Genomic DNA, 17,248 nt, shown 5'->3' with positions numbered 1-17,248 from the left:
AGACGTCCTATTGCTATATTTGGCCGCCATCTAGACCATCGGTTGGCATAGTCTTAACTCAATTGATGAAAAAGCATGCCTAAAACTATTTTAAGAAATCTGCAGATAGGTTTCGGAATATCCTTGTTGATCCTATTAGCGAGCTCAACGGCTTCTTATATTAGTATTCGTAAGCAGAGCCATAATAGTGCGATGGTCGACCACAGCCGGCGGGTCATGAGCCGCGTCAACAAAATTCTGCAGGATCTGCAGAATGCCGAAACTGGCCAGCGCGGCTTCCTGCTTACAGGTTTAGACAAGTTTCTGGATCCTTACAAAACCGGCCTCCAGTCGCTGCCCCAATCGCTGAGTCGTGCGCACGATCTTACGTCCGACAATCCTGAACAGCAGCAGATAATCGATACGCTATCCACACTCGTGCAATCCCGACTGGCAAAGCTTGAAAACCTGGTCAATATCAAAAAGCGTGGTGGAATGGTCACCGTTTCGCAGCTTGAGGAGGGCAAGACTTATATGGACAGCTGCCGTTTGCTCATCAGCAAAATTATCGATCGTGAAGAACTTTTGCTCAATAAGCGTTCGGAAGAACTGAGCCGCTCTTCGGGCTATACCTCCATCTTTGTTTTGTTGGCCGCTGCTGTATCCTTATTGATTACCCTCTTCTTTTACTTCCGCCTGCGAGCGGATTTCTTTCAACGGGAGCAGCTGCAGAATGACCTGAAACGTAAAGATGAAGAGATCCAGCGGCGGCTGAGCATCACCCAGCGCATCGCAAGGGAGATAGCGGCCGGACATTATGATATGCAGATTCAGGATGGCGAACAGGACGATCTGGGCAGCCTGACGGGATCCCTCAATGAAATGGCGCGTTCGCTCAAAACATCTTTTGAAGAACTCAATAATAACAACTGGCATCAAGCTGGTCTAACCCAGTTGGGTAACCTGTTGATGGGTAATAAACAGCAGGAAGAGCTTACGGCTGTCACGCTGGGCCATCTGACAAAATATGGCAACTGTGTAAACGGCGCCATATACCTGATGGAACAAGATGAGCTTGTCTTAAGGGGATCCTATGGACTTGAAGATCCCGAACGTAAACGCTTCGCCCCAGGTGAGGGCATGGTCGGCCAGGTCTTTAAAGACAAGAAAGAAAAGTTATTCGAAAACCTCGAAGATACCGATTATGTCATCAGCTTTGCTGCTGGGAAGGTACTGGTGAACAACCTTTTTATACTGCCTGTTTTCGATGGTAACGAATGTATCGGTGTAATGGAGCTGGGCTCACTACAACCTTTTTCTTCCATTCAGCTGGCGTTTTTTAGGGATGCGGTGCAAAAGGTGGGTACGACACTTGCGGCGGCCCAAGCCAGACTGGTGGTACAGAATTTATTGGAAGAAACCCAGGCACAGACCGAAGAATTGCAGGCACAGCATACCGAACTGGAATCGCTCAATTCGAGCCTCGAGATGCATACCCATAAGCTGCAGGCTTCGGAAGAGGAACTCCGCGTACAGCAGGAAGAATTGGTGCAGTCTAACCGTGAATTGGAAGAGCGCTCCAAATTGCTGGAGGATAAAAATTTGGAGATTGCCGAACGCAATCAGGAAATACAGAAAAAGGCGGCGGAGCTTGAACAGAGTACACGCTATAAGTCTGAATTTTTGGCCAATATGTCGCATGAACTGCGTACACCCCTCAATTCAATTCTGTTACTTTCACGCTTGATGGCCGAAAATTCGGATGGTAACCTGAATGAAGAACAGATGGAATCGGCAGCTGTGATCCAAAGTTCGGGAAAGAGCCTGCTGACCTTGATAGACGAGATTCTGGATCTTTCCAAAATAGAATCCGGAAAAATGGATCTGGATGTACAGCCTGTATTTTTTGCCGATATATTGAACGGGCTGACGGCGATGTTCGCACCAATCGCCGCCGACAAGCAACTTGGATTAGAAATGAGCGTTGCGGAGGGAATGCCGCTACAGCTCGAAACAGACAAGCAGCGCCTGGATCAGATTTTACGTAACCTATTGTCGAATGCCATCAAATTTACAGCTTCGGGTAAGGTTACTTTGCATATTGACCACGAACAGTCGCAGACAAACCGTATCGTATTTGCAGTGCGCGATACGGGAATCGGGATACCGAAAGACAAGCAGCATCTGATATTTGAAGCATTCCAACAAGCAGACGGTTCTACACGCCGCAAATTTGGCGGTACTGGACTGGGGCTCTCCATCAGTCGGGAACTGGCGCGTCTGCTCGGCGGCGAAATCTTGCTGGATAGCGAAGAAAACAAAGGCAGTGTATTCCGACTGATCCTTCCAGCGAAGACTTCGGATGCCACGCCAGCTGCTTTCGGCACGGTGCAATTGTTGCCGATAGAGCTAGACTTCGCTGAAGAAGCATCTACAGCTGGAGTGCAGACTTCGGAAACAGTGAACTTGCCTGCCAAAAAGACACTGGAGATACCTATCCCAGCCGATATTCCTGATGATCGCGATAGTATCGTCGCAGGCGACCGCTTCATTTTGATTGTTGAGGATGATATTGAATTCGCAAAGATTCTGCTGAAATATACGCGCCAGCAAAACTACAAGGGTATCGTGGTCGTCCGTGGTGATATCGCGGCTGAGATGGTGGCCCGTTATATGCCGCTAGCCGTTCTGCTGGATATTCAGCTTCCGCTCAAAGATGGCTGGCAGGTAATGGCTGAGATCAAGGAAAACCCCAAGACTCGACATATACCGGTGCATATTATGTCTTCTTTACAGGTTAAGAGAGAAAGTCTGCTGCAGGGCGCCATAGACTTTATCAATAAACCAATGGCATTGGAGCAGATGGGTGATATGTTCCGTAAAATAGAAGATGCCCTCACGCGGCATCCAAAAAAAGTACTTATTGTTGAAGAAAATCCCAAACATGCGGCAGCGCTGTCGCTCTTCCTCGGAAGTTTTGACATTGCCTCGGAGATCAAGAGCAACGTAGATGATAGCATTGTGGCGCTGAGCTCAGACACTGCCGACTGTGTGATACTTGATATGGGGGTTCCAGACCGGGTTGGTTACGAGACATTGGAAGCTGTAAAACGAAATCAGGGTCTTGAAAATTTGCCGATTATTGTTTTTACCGGTAAGAACCTTTCGCAGGTAGAGGAAATGAAATTAAAACGGTATGCGGATTCTATTATTGTAAAAACGGCGAATTCCTATCAGCGTATTTTGGACGAAGTGGGTTTATTTTTACATCTCGTAGAGGAAAATAGTGGTCCTTCTACCAAATCTCCGGGCAGACTTGGCTTTTTGCAGGATGTTCTGCAGGGTAAAAAGGTGCTTGTAGCGGACGACGATATCCGAAATATCTTCTCGCTCACCAAGGCGCTCGAAAAATATCAGATGACCGTGGTCCCGGCAACGGACGGAAAAGATGCGCTGAAACAGCTGGAAGATAATCCGGATGTAGCGGTGATCCTGATGGACATGATGATGCCCGAAATGGATGGTTACGAAACGATTGCTTCGATCCGGAAAGATCAGCGCTACGAAAACATGCCCATTATTGCTGTTACAGCCAAATCAATGATGGGCGATAGGGAAAAATGTATTGCCGCAGGAGCGTCTGATTATATATCCAAACCGGTGGATATTGATCAGCTTTTGTCCCTACTTCGCGTATGGATGTATGGATAATAGGTATATAAGGATGATGTATGGATCTATTATTAGTAAGGTGTTATATATAGACAATAGGGGGATACTAAAACTGCATGGATAAGAACAAAATCATATTGATTATCGACGATGATCAGAACAATATATTTGCATTGAAATTGGCCCTGAAGTCAAGAGGTTTTCAAGCGATAGGCTGCCTGTCTGCTGAAGAGGGACTTGCTCAGTTACGGGATCATGCCGGCATAGGCCTTGTCCTCATGGATATGATGATGCCCGAGATTGACGGTTATGAAGCCACTCAGCTGATTCGGAAAACAAAGAATGCCTGTGAATTGCCCATCATCGCTGTGACGGCACAAGCCATGACCGGCGACCGTGAAAAATGTCTGGCTGCAGGAGCAAATGGCTACATTTCGAAACCGATAGACATTGAACTTCTGGTGCAGCTAATAGGGGAAATAAAAGGATGATTACGGGAAAAAAAATTGTCAGCCAAGAGCAGGTGATGATGCTGATGGAGGATGTGGAGCGTCTTTATGGTTACGATTTTACCCATTATACGAAGGCCTCCTTATCGCGGCGAATCAACCAACTTTGTCTGCTGGATAATTTTGCGAGCTTTGCCGAACTGCGTTACCGTGTTGTCCACGATCCGGAATACCTGCAGCGATTTGTCGAAAAGATGACGGTCAATGTGACCGAAATGTTTCGTGACCCTAGTTTTTTTGCACATCTTCGCCAGGAAATCCTACCCAAATTGCGCACCTACGCCTTTATCCGTATATGGATAGCTGGCTGTGCAACAGGTGAAGAAGCGTATTCACTGGCCATTCTATTGCAGGAACATAATCTGCTGCACAAATCGCTGATCTACGGCACCGATATCAATCCCTCGGTGCTCGAGCAGGCAAAGAAGGCTGTTATCCCGATGGCAAATCTAAAATCCTATGTTGAAAATTATCAGCTTTCAGGTGGTAAAGCTGATTTTTCATCGTACTATACCGCGAATTATAACTGGGTGAAACTCAATCCCACCTTGCGGGAACGCATTGTATTTGCTTCGCACAATCTGGTGAATGATGCTTCTTTTAATGCTTTTCAGCTGATTCTATGTCGCAATGTGCTGATCTATTTTGACACAGAGCTGCAGGCCAGGGTATTATCGCTCTTTGATGAAAGCCTCGAGACATTTGGTTACCTTGCCTTAGGCAGTCAAGAGACGCTGCGCTTCTCTGCGCTGGCACCCAACTATGATCAGGTAGGAAACGAAAAAATATGGCGCAAGGTCAAGTAGAATGGACTACTTTTTTTTAACTGGATAGTATTAAAAAATTAACTTATTTAAAAAAATAAAGTATCTTAGTAGGATTGGAGGAAAAATGACTAAAATTCTTTTAGTTGATGACCACCGGCTTGTACGCAATGGGATACGCTTGATAATTGATACCCACGACAAGCTTACGGTGGTAGCTGAAGTAGATAGTGCGGAGGATGCACTGATCTACCTCGAACAAAATACATTGCCAGATCTGGTTTTAACTGATGTGAATATGCTGGGGATGGATGGCATAAGTTTTATCCGTATGGCCAAAAAAATCTATCCGGATGTTAAGTTTGCCATATTATCCATGATTGAAGAGCCCGCTCAGGTAGCCGAAGCTTTTCGGAGCGGAGCGGACGGCTATCTGTCCAAGGGTGGCGATTATGATGAGATCTTGTTTGGCTTATTGCGCTTGGCGCAAGGTCACAAGTATCTGATGACCAATTTCGGTTTGCGCTTTATGGAAGATTATAATGTTGAGAGCAGTGCTACGGTCGATGTAGGTTCGCGCCTGGCACAGTATGAGATTTCCGATAGGGAGTTTGCTGTGCTGGAACTGATTGCCCAGGGTTTCACTGCAATGGAGATTGCGGATAAAATTTTTCTAAGCAAACGAACCGTTGAAGGACATCGCCAGAACTTGATGGATAAGACAAAAAGTAAGAATACGGCAGATTTGATCCGTTTCGCTTTTCAGCAGAAGCTTTTGAGTTAGCGCAGGATTTTTCGAATGGCGAAGACCTTAGGAAAGGTATCAGGAAATATTTTGCTAAAGTGAGTTATTAAGAATCGGGCTTCCATCTAAATGGAAGCCCGATTTTTGGGCGTCTTACGATCTCTTTTGTTTCTAGCGTGAATGCTAGCGTAGATATAGCCCATGTTTAAGTCGACCGTTGCCTGGATTTTTTGCTACTTCAGCTTTTTCAATTTTACCGTTTTTGTTGATAGGGGTATTACATAGCGATTCATCGCATCTTTGGCTATTCCTTCCACATCATAATGGCTTTCTGGATTTACATTGAGCAGCATATTCGTGCTATATTGGTTCGCCTCCGTATTGAAGATCAGGGTGACGCTGCGGTCTTTTTGATCGTACTGTAATTCGGCAATTTCTCCGGCGTCGGTGGTCAGCCAAAGATTTTCTTTTGCCAGAAAGACACGCCCTTTGGAAGCTGTAGTCAGGGCAACCTTAACCAGCTGTTTTTCGGTTTTTAGATTACCACTGAAAGCCAGCCAGCCAAATTCGGGATGGTCGACAATATAGGTTCCCGAATTGACGGCATAGCCATAAAAACCGGTTCCATAATCGCCCGAGATACCGTCATTGGCCAGTGTGGACGGGTAAGAGTGGAATGCTCCCGGGCCAAAGCCGTCTTGGGTGACATTGGCCAATGCACCCATCATGCCGGCATGTCCGATACGGAGTAGGTAGAAGTCGTCCGGATGATCGCGGTAGGCAGTCAGGACGGGAATGGCATTGAGGGCCGAACCATAATGATGCAGCTGCCGCTCGATACGGGAGAGCTTGCCGCCATAGACAAAATCCCAGTAACGGCGCGCACTGCCATTGTAACCCCAGTGCGGAACGGTTGGCATGTAGGCGATGATGGCATTTAGGGTGACTTGAGCCTTTTCATCGAAACCAAAAAAGCGTGACCAGAGGTATACCTCTTCCTGACCGGTAGAGTCCCAGGGCATCTCGCTTCCGAATGGATAATTGAGGGTTTTCCAATGCTCTGCTCGTTTGCGCATGGCAGCTTCAAGCTTATCGGCCATGGTGGTTAATCCTTCCTTTCGGAGGTCATTGAGGACGATAAGGAAAATACTGCCTTCCATTTGACCGAACTGCGCGTAATAAGGCGCTTTTTCGACCATGGCGATACTGGTCTGGTACGCCCGTTCGAGGTACTTGTCCCAAGTTTCCTCGTTGACCAGATTGTTGTAGTTGCGGGCAAGCCTGTACATCACCCAGTGTGCTGCCGCCACGTGTGGGTAATTGTAGGACCGCCCAATGTCGTCGGCTTCTTTTTTAGGCCAAGCAGCCCAGGTCTTCCAGTTGATGTCCGAGCGGTAGGTTCCTGCGGGCATCGAGTCGGGTTCATAATAAAAGAGGCTTTTGACAACGCCATATTTCTTGTCGCCTTCTTTATGCTGGATATGGCCATATAGCGTCTCATTGACAAAACGTTTCAATTTGGCTATTTCCTGCTGATTGGGCTGTAGTACCTGTTTCATCAGGGCGGCAAGCCAGCTTGCGGCACCGGCTTCATCGCTTAGACCCGCAAACCAGGCACTCTTATTTTGGGTGATGGGCTGCTGTTCTTCATAGTCGTAGGATATAACAGATGGTGATCGGTCAAAAAGATCTTTATCATTTTCATACCACTGCTTTGTAGTGAGGAAATGGCCCAGATCTTGGACGACTTCATTTTCAGATTTGATCACTTTATAGTGTATCGTCTGTGTAATGCCATCCAGGTAGTTGATGGTAAGCCGCGCACGTCCCCAACGGTTGCCCTTCACTTCGTATTCGGTCCAGTGCTGTGCCGTACTTCCTTTTTTTGTCAGGGTCAAAGCACCTTCAGGATAGACACTGACATTTTTGACCGCTTTGCTATGCTTAACAAAAAGTTTGGCGGGATTGTCCATGGGGACAACATATCCGGGAAGCCCAACAGCAACAGGCCTATTATTTTTCAGTAACTCCGATTCAATTTGTCGGATACTTGGTGCGAGAACGAATTTTAAGGCAAAGGTCTTTGATTCCTGTGGCTTCAGGAGGGTAGAAGTCGGTGTATTCCATTGTTCTACGCCTTTCCAGTCAGTCTCAGCATGGGCCTTACTGTGGATCAGCCATTCATGAAATCCCTCAAAGGTAATACTTCGGGGGGTCGGGTCGGTATTGAGCGGATTGTAGGCTTCAAAGCCTGCATTTTTATAGGGCAATACCAATAGACTCGGTCCATTGCCATGTAGACGGTTGACCTGTAGATAACCCGCATCTTGGCCGATATAGGGATCGAAAAACACATTCTGTGCATGCGCCTGATCGAGATTTTTCCAGTCCATGTTGTTATTGAATGGAAGGGGGATCCCCAGCGCGCCAATTTCTATGGTATAATCAGTTGGATTTGAAATCTCAAAGCTAAGGATCAGGTCGCCATGGTCATCTTGCCAGTTGCGGATGACCTTTAAGGGGATGTTGTTGAGCGTAGGACTAATATCCGCGCTGGCCAGGTTGTTTTTTGTAGGACTTAGCGCCTTTACGTGCTTACGCGCTGTAGCCGATGAATAGGCGCTCCAGGAGCTGTCGCCCTGACGACGCAAACTGATCGTGATATCACCGATATGAAAAAATTGATTACGGTCTCTTTTGCGCAGGAGTTCAACAGGTGTATAGTCAAAGTCTTTTTCGCTTCCGTTGGGACGAAAAGAAGATAGCGTCTGCGACGCATTGAGAATGGCTACATTGAGGTTTTTGAGGGTAAAGCTTTTGGCGCCCTCTTCTACGCCTAAGGTGGCTTGCTGCGCTTTGACTGCTTTCCATACGGGGTGTTCGTCCTGCTGGCTATATACGCTGCCTGGCAACTGTGTGCATACGAGCGCAAATAGGATCCAATAGCATTTTTTAAGATTCATTTTAGATATTTTAATACTCATTATAAGACAGCTAAGGTCAATGCTCTTACAAAGATGAAGGATTGTACCCTGTATTTATGGGTAGATTTTAACCTTCAATAGCCCATTTTTAACCAGTTAGCCCTCAAAATTTGTAATGTGATGACTGAAGTTATAAATTTAATGTTAAATAGACATTTATCGTAGATTTTATTTGTTGTAAAGTCTGTTAAATGGCAATATCGTTTCTTATGTACCTGTAAACTCTTATGTACTTGTAAACCTTGTGTTATCATGAAACATCATTTTTCTTTCGCTATTTTGGCAGCAATGGTAATGTCGTTAACAGGGCTGGTGGCTCAGCCATTGAAACCGTACCAACAGCCTAATGTATTGAATCCACTGCTGCCCGGATATTTTGCGGACCCGAGCATCAAGAAAATTTCCGATACGTATTATATCTATGCGACTACGGATGGGAACGGTTGGGGCGCAGGCCCTTCGCAGGTGTGGAGCTCCAAGGATCTGAAGAACTGGACCATTCAACCCATGAACTGGCCCAATACACATTGGTACTGGGCGCCTGATATGACGCAGGGATACGACGGACGATATTACCTCTATTATAGTCAGCCTGTAGAAATTTTTGGGGCAGTGGCCGACAGCCCAAAGGGACCTTGGGAACCTTTGGTAGCCGAAGGCAAATCGATGATCCCTAATTATATGATTCCAGGTGTAATTACTCTGGACGGGCAAACCTTTCGGGATGATGATGGCCGCATTTATCTATTTTGGGGAACCTGGGGAATCTACCCCGATCATGGATGTGGGGTGGGGATACTCAACAGGGATATGAAAACGTTCGACAAGACAGCATTGATCCCCAATACGGTGGCAAAGGACTTTTTTGAGGCCCCTTATATGTTTAAGCGTAAGGGCATCTATTACCTGATGTACTCCTCGGGGCATTGCGAAGATGGTACGTACCGTGTTCAGTACGTTAAAAGTAAAACCGGTCCCATGGGGCCTTTTGAATACCCATCGACCAATCCAATATTGATTACAAACGAGGATGGCAGTATGCACGGTCCAGGACATCATAGTATTCTTGAACAGGATAATCGTTATTTCATTGTCTATCACAGGCACAACAATCCACACGCTGGGGGTGGCTTCCATCGTCAGGTTGCCATGGACGAGCTATTCTTTACGCCTGACGGCGATATTGAGCCGGTGCGGCCCACACATGTTGGTGTACCGGATTTGTTTCCAACAGTAGCAGAGCCAGTCGATTTGGCTTTTGGTAAAACCGTGACGGCCTCTTCCTGGTACAATACCGACTTTAGGCCTTCTTTTTTAGTAGACAACAACAATGGAACGCTATGGCGGGCCAAAAATAATCAGGGACCCGCCTGGGTAGCTATCGACTTAGGTAAAACAATGGATATACAGACCATAGCCATTCAGTTTGAATACCCGACGTATGCCTATCGATACCGACTCGAAACCTCTATGGATGGTATCGTCTGGGAAAATTTTGTGGATCGCTCGGATAACGACCGCTGGGCGAGTCCTATTGTAGAACATGGCAAAGCTAGGACGAGATATGTTAGGCTAAATGTATTGAACAGCCAATTGAATGGACTTCCTCGTGGCGTTTGGAACATGAAGGTGTATGCACAAAAGCTTCCACAACAGACGCTATGGTCCGCAGCACAAAAGATGCCTGTGCAGGAAGTCGCAGTGGGTAATTTGATCCACATCGATGCGGCCAATTACCAGGAAGGACAATACGTAAAAAGTATTCAGAATAAAGGGCTACTCGGGGGCATATTCAGCACGGAACAGGCCCTGGCTGTTAAAAATTATCAGGGTAAAAAGGCATTCTTCTTTGATGGTGGAACTGCGCTGCGATCGACATTCGCCGTGCCACAGTCGTTGGCTGCAAATGGCTCCTATAGTATAGGACTATGGGTCAATAATCCGGACATAGCGCGGTTTGAACAGCTGGTTGCCTGGTCGTCGGGGCAGCAGGATCTCAGTAAAGCGATTTTTGGTTATGGTACTGATGCCGGACGTGGGGCCATCTCGCATGGCTCCTGGCCTGATTTGGGATATGCATCGGTTCCGGACTCAAATGTGTGGCATCATATTGTATTTTCCTTTGACGGCTATCAGGAGTCTGTTTATGTGGATGGAAAGCTGCAGCGTAGGGAAAATAGGATGCTGTTTGTCAAGCCCGGGGATGTTTTTGTCCTGGGAGCTTCGGATATACTGGACCAGCATTTTTCGGGCTATGTATCCAGTTTGCAGGTATATAATACGAGCTTGGATGAGGAGGAAGTGGTTAGGTTGGCCAATGAAGTGCCGAAATCGAATTTCTTTGCGCTGCAAACTGACGATTTAAACCTCGGAAAGCTCAGTACCTTGCGGAACCATGGAACAGCAAAGGATACTTTAGTGACGGTTGACGATGCGGTGGTCACGGTAGCGGGAAATAGACTGGCACTGAAAGGTAAAGCTTTTGAAAGTGCGGCGCTAAGGGAGATTCTTCAGCAGCAGCGGTATACGCTTTATTTTGATTGGTATGACGATGGTTCCTGGCAGCATGCTGTGCTTGTCAATGATAAAGGAAAGAAGAGCTTTTATCGCAATGGGAAGATTGAAAAGCGCGTGTTTTCTGACAAACTGCTGCGGGTAAGTAAGAATACCCTCGAACTGGCTTATCCATTTCATTTCTTTCGCGCCTATGCTGGTACCTTAACATCGGATGAAGTAGACGCAAAGTTCAGTCAGTGGAAAGAGGGCCTAGCCAAGGGACTGGACGGGTATGTTCCGCAGGTGCTTTCTCCGCCGCACCTGATCAATGCCGATCAGGTATTTGCACAGGTAGAGAAAAAGCCAGGAATGTGGTATTTATTCCGTTCTGATGGTGAGAGCTCAGGCTGGAAGCAGCAGTCTTACCACCTTTTTAAATCATCCGGACCCGGAAAATCGATCGAAGTTCTTGCGAAGGATGCCTTTGGCCATGTCAGTGAGCCGGTAGTGGAAGCGATTTCGGCGCAAAAGCCGAAATTGGTGCAGCCAGCACAGGATGAAAGCTATTCAGCCAAGGATCAGAAAATTCCTTTCTGGGATGGTTATCAATACAGTGAAAGAATCGATAGCACACAGACAGCGCTTTCCTACCTGGCTGGAACCTGGAAAATCCAGTCCAAAAATACCAAATGGGGCGATGCAGATCTTCTAGCCCCGTTTGTTTTTAAAGAGCTGGAGGGCGATTTCACGCTAGAGGTTAAGGTAAGTGATGTGGTAGGCCTGGGCCGTAAAGTACGTACATCAAGTGAAGCTGGTGTCATGATTCAAAGCATGGATCGTAAGGATGCCTACATCAGCAATTGTATTTTGACGGGATGGAACCTGGGCAACCTTTCGCGGAGCATCGGTCCACAGATTTTTCAGGAAGAGAATACAGGAACGGGCCTTAATTTTTCGCCTTACCTTCAGGTCCAAAAGGTCGGTAGTTATTTCTTTTTGCGTTGCTCGATAGATGGTGTGGATTGGAAAGATCTGCCTGGAACACCGTTTCTACGTCCAGATCTGAACGGCAAAAGACTGCGCGTCGGCCTTTACCAGATTGCCGGTAACAACCAGTTGGGCTATGGCGAATTTGAAAGACTTCGTATCTGGAAATAAAAACAGTGAGTAGATGAAAAACGGTAAGAAGGATCACTTGGAGTCATTTGGCGTTAAAGTGCTGATTAATGAGTCAGCCTCCGCCTTTCCGACAAGCCTGGTGGATGATATGGTCTGCAATTTATAGCGGAGATCCACCACTTTCGCTTGTATATTATAGCGAGTCATCACTTTCAGCACTTTGGTATATTGCCTCTTTTCGGCATCGTACCCGAAAGCGAAAAGATCCAGTTCTTCCTTGATGTTGCAGCCTTTAAAATAAACATTTTTCCAACGATGCCCTATATTGCCGCTCGGATTATACCAGATGATGGAAGAATCGAGATTTCTTCTGCCCCAGCTATCGGGAATGGGATACAGGCCCAGTTTCTTACGCTGTTCATTGTAATGAACGCCATATTTTTCGGTGATACAGGTTTTGCTGAAATACGACCGGATGGAAGGATAAATGGGCAATAGAATAGCAATAAAAGATAGTACGACAAATAGGTTCCGAAAAGTGGTCTTCTTCATAAGTGGTCTTTTGATGTTGCTAGGCTCGTATATTGTGCACCTTCATTGTATCTGTCTACAATGGGTTTCCTGTTTTCATTTTAAATATATTAAAAAAATATGGAGTGATCGACCTGTTGTGCGGATTTTCAAAAAAATATAGGGCCTTCTTTTTGTTTTCCAAAAAAGTAAATAGGTGGGGCAAAAACATTCTGAAAAGGTTATTGTTGTAAAAATTAAGGCATAACCTCAGGTAATGAAAATACTTCTTCTAACGCTTAGATCCTTTCTCTTTTTGTCCGTATTGCTGTTGACAGCCTGTTCGACCTTGATCAACAATGTTCAGGTACATACGTTGACAACAAACTACTGTGCGCCAAATGTGGCCTATACATCAATTCCAATACAGGAAATCGCTGCCTCGGATAGTATCCAGATAAGGAAAATTTTTTCTTACCATGATTTTGTGCTGATCAAATACCTCAATCTTGCAGAACCTATCATCCAGTATTTGGGGACTGCGAATAATGCTACGCTGAAATTGGCGGCCAAGCAAAAGATGATTGAAAGGTACATGCTGTTTGAGACAGAGCTGAATGCCATCGCAGCAGAGTTGGATTGTAATGGTGAGCGTATCGATAAGCTCGCAGGTTATATAGACGAACTGAATGCGAAAACGCAGACCCGTCTGACTGTGGCTTCTATACTACTGGGAGCCGTTACAGCCGTGACTGCAACCACGGTCAAAAATGATGGTCTCAACAATGGGTTGAGTATCGCTGGCGGGGTCGGCACCGCCGTATTGGGGTTTATGACACTAAACCCCAAAGGTAAAAGGATCAAGATGCAACTGCAGCGAAATATGCTTGAAAGTATTTGGTATCAAAATAATAAGCAGCAGATCTACCCAAGCTCAGTTTGGGGAATTCTGTCCGAGAAAAAATTTAGCAACGCTGAAAATTTTTCTTTGATTGAAACAATGCGGCAGCGCTGGTTGCAATATGGTTTGGATGATGAACCGGGTAGTCCCCGGCAGCAGCTTTATTTTAAGGATGGTGGAACTTTTTCAGCCGCGGAACTACATGATCTAGCCAATATGCACAATGAATTGCAGGCGACCATTCGTTCCATCCAGCAAGATATGCGAAGTTTAATACTGGCCATTCATACACTGGAATGAGGTTAAGTCCTTTCATTACTGAAATGACTAGTCACAGTTCTAATTTTGGTTCTAGTGGGCGTTGATCTTTAGATATTTTTCAATTGCTTGCCCGATACTGTTGGCCTCGATAAATTCAACTAATTCCTGTACCAGGTTAGAAAATTCAGGATAGTCCGCGAATGATAGCTCCCAGATATCCTTATCGGACAGTAAGTCGTGAGTGGACTTTAAACCATTGATATACTGGCTCAGCTTGGGTTGGAGGTCGTCCTGAAAAACAAGCCTTTCACTGGCGGCTTCACGAATGACCAGCAGATAAGCCGCAACACCAATGGCTAGACCCACTGGTGGTTTGCCCTGAAAGGAATACCATGGGGCGATCAGCGGAAACACACGCATTTTCATCTTGGTGGTATACTGTAAAGCAATAGCATGCCAGCGGTGGGCAAGAAAGGGATTTTTAAAACGGTCGATCACCGCCCTGCCAAACTCTTCCCATGCTGCTTGCTCAATATGGGCATAATGCTGTAGTGTGGGGCCGATTTCGTTGAAAAGAATATGGCGGATATATCGGTCAAACGCAGGAACCTGAAAAAAGTCCTTCACATATTCTACAGAAGACAAAAGCGCGATGCCGCAGCATAGGGTATGGGTAGCGTTTAATAAACGTAGTTTAATCTCTTTGTACTGCTCGATGTTGGCTACAAGTTTAACTGCAGAATCAATTGCTGCAAATGAAAGTTGTTTCTTTACGGTTTCACTGTCTGTTTCTATTGCCCAGAGACAATATGGTTCGGCCATAATAGCGAGTAGGTCTTCATAGGGGAACTTGCTGCTCGAGATACTCCCTGGGACGATACGGTCGACGAGTGAATTGCAAAAGTGATTGGCCTCTTTAATCCAGCTGACAAATTCGGAATTAAGATTTTGCCGTTCAGCTATCTTAAGGATGACTCTTTTAAGTACCTGTGCATTGTCGGGAACGAGTTCCGTCGGAATAATAATAAGTCCTTTGCTTGGATCGCCGTTAAAATGACGGAATCTTGTATAGAGATATGCAGTTACTTTAGCGGCAAAGCTTGCCGGAGGATTACCTCCGATGTCACCTTTATCTTCGACCAGACCTGCTTCTGTGGTATTGGATAGCAAGATTTCCATCTGCGGATTTGTAGCAGTTTCCAAAATTTCTGACCAGCTTTGCTGTGCCGACAATACCCTGGAAATGGAGGCATTTACTTGCTGACGATCGACAATCTTTCCATTTGAATAACCCTGCACGGAGAGGGTATATAGCGCATCCTGTGTATTGAAAGCTGAACTGTCACCTTGGGTAGTTGATTTTACAACCAAAATTCGTCCATTAAATAGCCCTGCCTGATTCGCCCGATGGATAAAATCATCGGGTAGTCCTCTCAAAAGGGAACCTGTCCCAAACTGAATCACTTTTTCGGGTAAATCGAAAATGGAGGAGTGGGGTAGATGTATATTGTGAACAGCTATATTAATCAAATTTTCTTTAGACAGCTTCATGTGGCGTAAGATTAGATTCTAAAAATCAAAAATGATGACGCAACTATTTATGACGCGCGCATATTTATCTAAGTACAAGTCTAACGGATCTTTATCTTATTTACAAATGAAAATAATCTAGCAGCCTTTATTGGTCGATATTGTACTATTTTTGGTCGATAAGCATCCTGTCTTCGAAAGGAATAGTATGCTACTTGACCTGGCTGGGACTGACCGCAAACTTTTTCTTAAATGCAGTACTGAAATGCTGCAGCGAACAATAGCCCATTTCAAATGCGATTTCAGTAACCGGTTTTTTACCCTCGAGGAGCTGGTTTTTAGCAAGTTCTAGACGCAGGTCGGAAAGATAAGAAAATGCAGTTTGATGGAATACTTCTTTAAATCCCCGTTTGAGTTTATATTCATTTAGACCGCCTATCTTTGCCAGTTCGATCAGCGAAGGTGGTGATTCCATATTTTTGACTAGATAATCGCGTGCGAATATAATCCGTTCTTTATCGTGGTCATATTTGAGGTAGGCGGAGTTTGAATGTTGGATAGTATTGAAGGACTCTGCTTGCAGGACAAGTAATTCAATGGTCTTCGAAAGAAAAAATAACTTTTTGAGATCGGCAGTGTAATTACAGTTCAAAATCGAATGAATGCAGTTCAGTTGGGATAGATCGATGTTCAAATTGGCTTTGGAAAATAGGATGGGCTTCCCTGCTACAATGCTATCGGCAAATCGTTTAAGAGATTCGTTTCCATTTTTTGATATATCCAAAAAAGCATCCTTCTGGAATTGGATCATAAAGGATTTCATTTTTAGTTCATCAAACCTCATTTTACCGGAAGCCTGTGTGCCGTAAAACAAATTGTGCTGATTTTTTTTTCAGTTCAAAAGCACCATTCATCCCATCCTGTTGGATCGATGTACAACCTTGCAAATTAAAATGCATGTTGATCAGTTCGGTATCTCCCTTCCAGTCGAAATGCGTTGTCCGGTCAAGAATGGCTTCGGTGTATAGGATTTTGATCCCATCAAAAATCCACTGTTTTGACGAGAGCTCACCATTAGATAGCTTGATTTTAAAGACCTCATCTTTAAAATCACTGCCCTTAAAGCGTTCTTCGTCAAAGGCCATTTTAAATGGCTTTCCTTCGTTGGTGAATTCAAATCCCATGGTTCCCTAATTTACTAGTTTTACTCCTTTTTTTGCAAGTTGATGCGATGGAAGCGAGGTAGTTTTGTATAGAAAATTAACGATAATTCCTCAACATGCAAAATACTTTTACATTCTCCAAAGCTACCCATTGGCTATTTTATTCAATCTGTGCATACTTTCTGATGAATGGCGCCCAGCTTTGGGAGACAGCGCTCATGGTGCCTGCGTGGACAGTAGCGCCGCCTTCTTCTCTGATTGTTTTTCAGAAGCCATATGCCCTGGATTTAAGGTTTTCTGGATTGTCATGCACAGCCTACATGAAATTATCTTTATCGTCGCTTTATGTTATAATTGGAAAATAAAAAAGCGCCGTTATTTGATGGTCGCCGTGTTTTTGGCCCATCTGAGCGTTCGGATTTGGACCTTGATCTACTTTGCGCCCACCCTGATGGAATTTCAGCGATTGCCCTACAGTGATACCGTGGACCTGATCCTGAAAGAGAAAGCCATGCAGTGGCGCAATCTCAATATTGTGCGTGTGGTCCTATTTTTTATGCTCAACTTTTTATTGATCTGCGTATTGAAAATAAAACAAAAAGACGATGAATAAAA

Annotated in this window: 12 protein-coding genes; 7 read left to right on the top strand and 5 right to left on the bottom strand. The window is 45.3% G+C overall.

Annotated elements, in window-relative coordinates:
* Positions 1-75: 75 nt before the first annotated feature.
* From B4Z47_RS02270 to B4Z47_RS02255, 4 genes are all read left to right on the top strand, one after another.
* Positions 76-3,690 carry a response regulator gene (locus tag B4Z47_RS02270; RefSeq protein ID WP_159333173.1) on the top strand — a complete coding sequence of 1,205 codons (3,615 nt, stop codon included), beginning with the start codon at positions 76-78 and terminating at the stop codon, positions 3,688-3,690.
* Between the two features lie 77 nt (positions 3,691-3,767).
* Positions 3,768-4,142, top strand: coding sequence for a response regulator (locus tag B4Z47_RS02265; protein WP_159333172.1), 375 nt, complete (start codon positions 3,768-3,770; stop codon positions 4,140-4,142).
* Complete coding sequence (locus B4Z47_RS02260) at positions 4,139-4,966, top strand: CheR family methyltransferase (RefSeq protein WP_159333171.1); 828 nt, start codon at positions 4,139-4,141, stop codon at positions 4,964-4,966. The genes B4Z47_RS02265 and B4Z47_RS02260 overlap by 4 nt, the downstream gene beginning before the upstream one ends.
* An 85-nt stretch (positions 4,967-5,051) precedes the next feature.
* The gene (locus tag B4Z47_RS02255) at positions 5,052-5,708 is read left to right on the top strand and encodes a response regulator transcription factor (RefSeq protein ID WP_159333170.1); all 657 of its coding nucleotides are present in this window, start codon (positions 5,052-5,054) and stop codon (positions 5,706-5,708) included.
* Positions 5,709-5,902: 194 nt separating this feature from the next.
* Here B4Z47_RS02255 and B4Z47_RS02250 read toward each other — a convergent pair whose 3' ends face one another.
* Positions 5,903-8,632 (bottom strand): DUF5695 domain-containing protein, encoded by a 2,730-nt coding sequence (locus B4Z47_RS02250; protein ID WP_286726694.1) that lies wholly within the window; start codon positions 8,630-8,632, stop codon positions 5,903-5,905.
* 273 nt (positions 8,633-8,905) lie between these two features.
* Here B4Z47_RS02250 and B4Z47_RS02245 point away from each other — a divergent pair, with 273 nt between their 5' ends.
* Entirely contained in the window at positions 8,906-12,307 is a 3,402-nt protein-coding gene (locus tag B4Z47_RS02245; RefSeq protein WP_286726692.1) for a family 43 glycosylhydrolase, read from the top strand.
* Positions 12,308-12,340: 33 nt separating this feature from the next.
* On the opposite strand, the gene B4Z47_RS02240 is transcribed toward B4Z47_RS02245, so the two are convergent.
* On the bottom strand, positions 12,341-12,820 hold the full coding sequence (locus tag B4Z47_RS02240; RefSeq protein ID WP_286726690.1) for a hypothetical protein: 480 nt from the start codon (positions 12,818-12,820) through the stop codon (positions 12,341-12,343).
* Positions 12,821-13,055: 235 nt separating this feature from the next.
* On the opposite strand from B4Z47_RS02240, the gene B4Z47_RS02235 reads away from it, so the two are divergent.
* Positions 13,056-13,979, top strand: a complete 924-nt coding sequence (locus tag B4Z47_RS02235; RefSeq protein ID WP_286726689.1) for a hypothetical protein — start codon at positions 13,056-13,058, stop codon at positions 13,977-13,979.
* A 51-nt stretch (positions 13,980-14,030) separates the two neighbouring features.
* Here the strand turns inward: B4Z47_RS02235 and B4Z47_RS02230 are convergent, their stop codons facing one another.
* The 3 genes from B4Z47_RS02230 to B4Z47_RS02220 form a co-directional block, all read right to left on the bottom strand.
* Positions 14,031-15,491, bottom strand: a complete 1,461-nt coding sequence (locus tag B4Z47_RS02230) for a tagaturonate reductase (protein ID WP_286726687.1) — start codon at positions 15,489-15,491, stop codon at positions 14,031-14,033.
* Positions 15,492-15,681: 190 nt separating this feature from the next.
* Entirely contained in the window at positions 15,682-16,281 is a 600-nt protein-coding gene (locus B4Z47_RS02225; protein ID WP_286726686.1) for a helix-turn-helix domain-containing protein, read from the bottom strand.
* A gap of 34 nt (positions 16,282-16,315) precedes the next feature.
* Positions 16,316-16,654 carry a hypothetical protein gene (locus B4Z47_RS02220; RefSeq protein WP_286726685.1) on the bottom strand — a complete coding sequence of 113 codons (339 nt, stop codon included), beginning with the start codon at positions 16,652-16,654 and terminating at the stop codon, positions 16,316-16,318.
* A gap of 64 nt (positions 16,655-16,718) precedes the next feature.
* On the opposite strand from B4Z47_RS02220, the gene B4Z47_RS02215 reads away from it, so the two are divergent.
* Positions 16,719-17,246, top strand: a complete 528-nt coding sequence (locus tag B4Z47_RS02215) for a hypothetical protein (RefSeq protein WP_286726684.1) — start codon at positions 16,719-16,721, stop codon at positions 17,244-17,246.
* Positions 17,247-17,248: the final 2 nt, after the last annotated feature.

Origin of the sequence: Sphingobacterium sp. UBA2610 (genome assembly GCF_002339225.1) — a bacterium.
Lineage (GTDB): Bacteria > Bacteroidota > Bacteroidia > Sphingobacteriales > Sphingobacteriaceae > Sphingobacterium > Sphingobacterium multivorum.
This window is presented reverse-complemented; position numbering and strand designations above follow the sequence as displayed.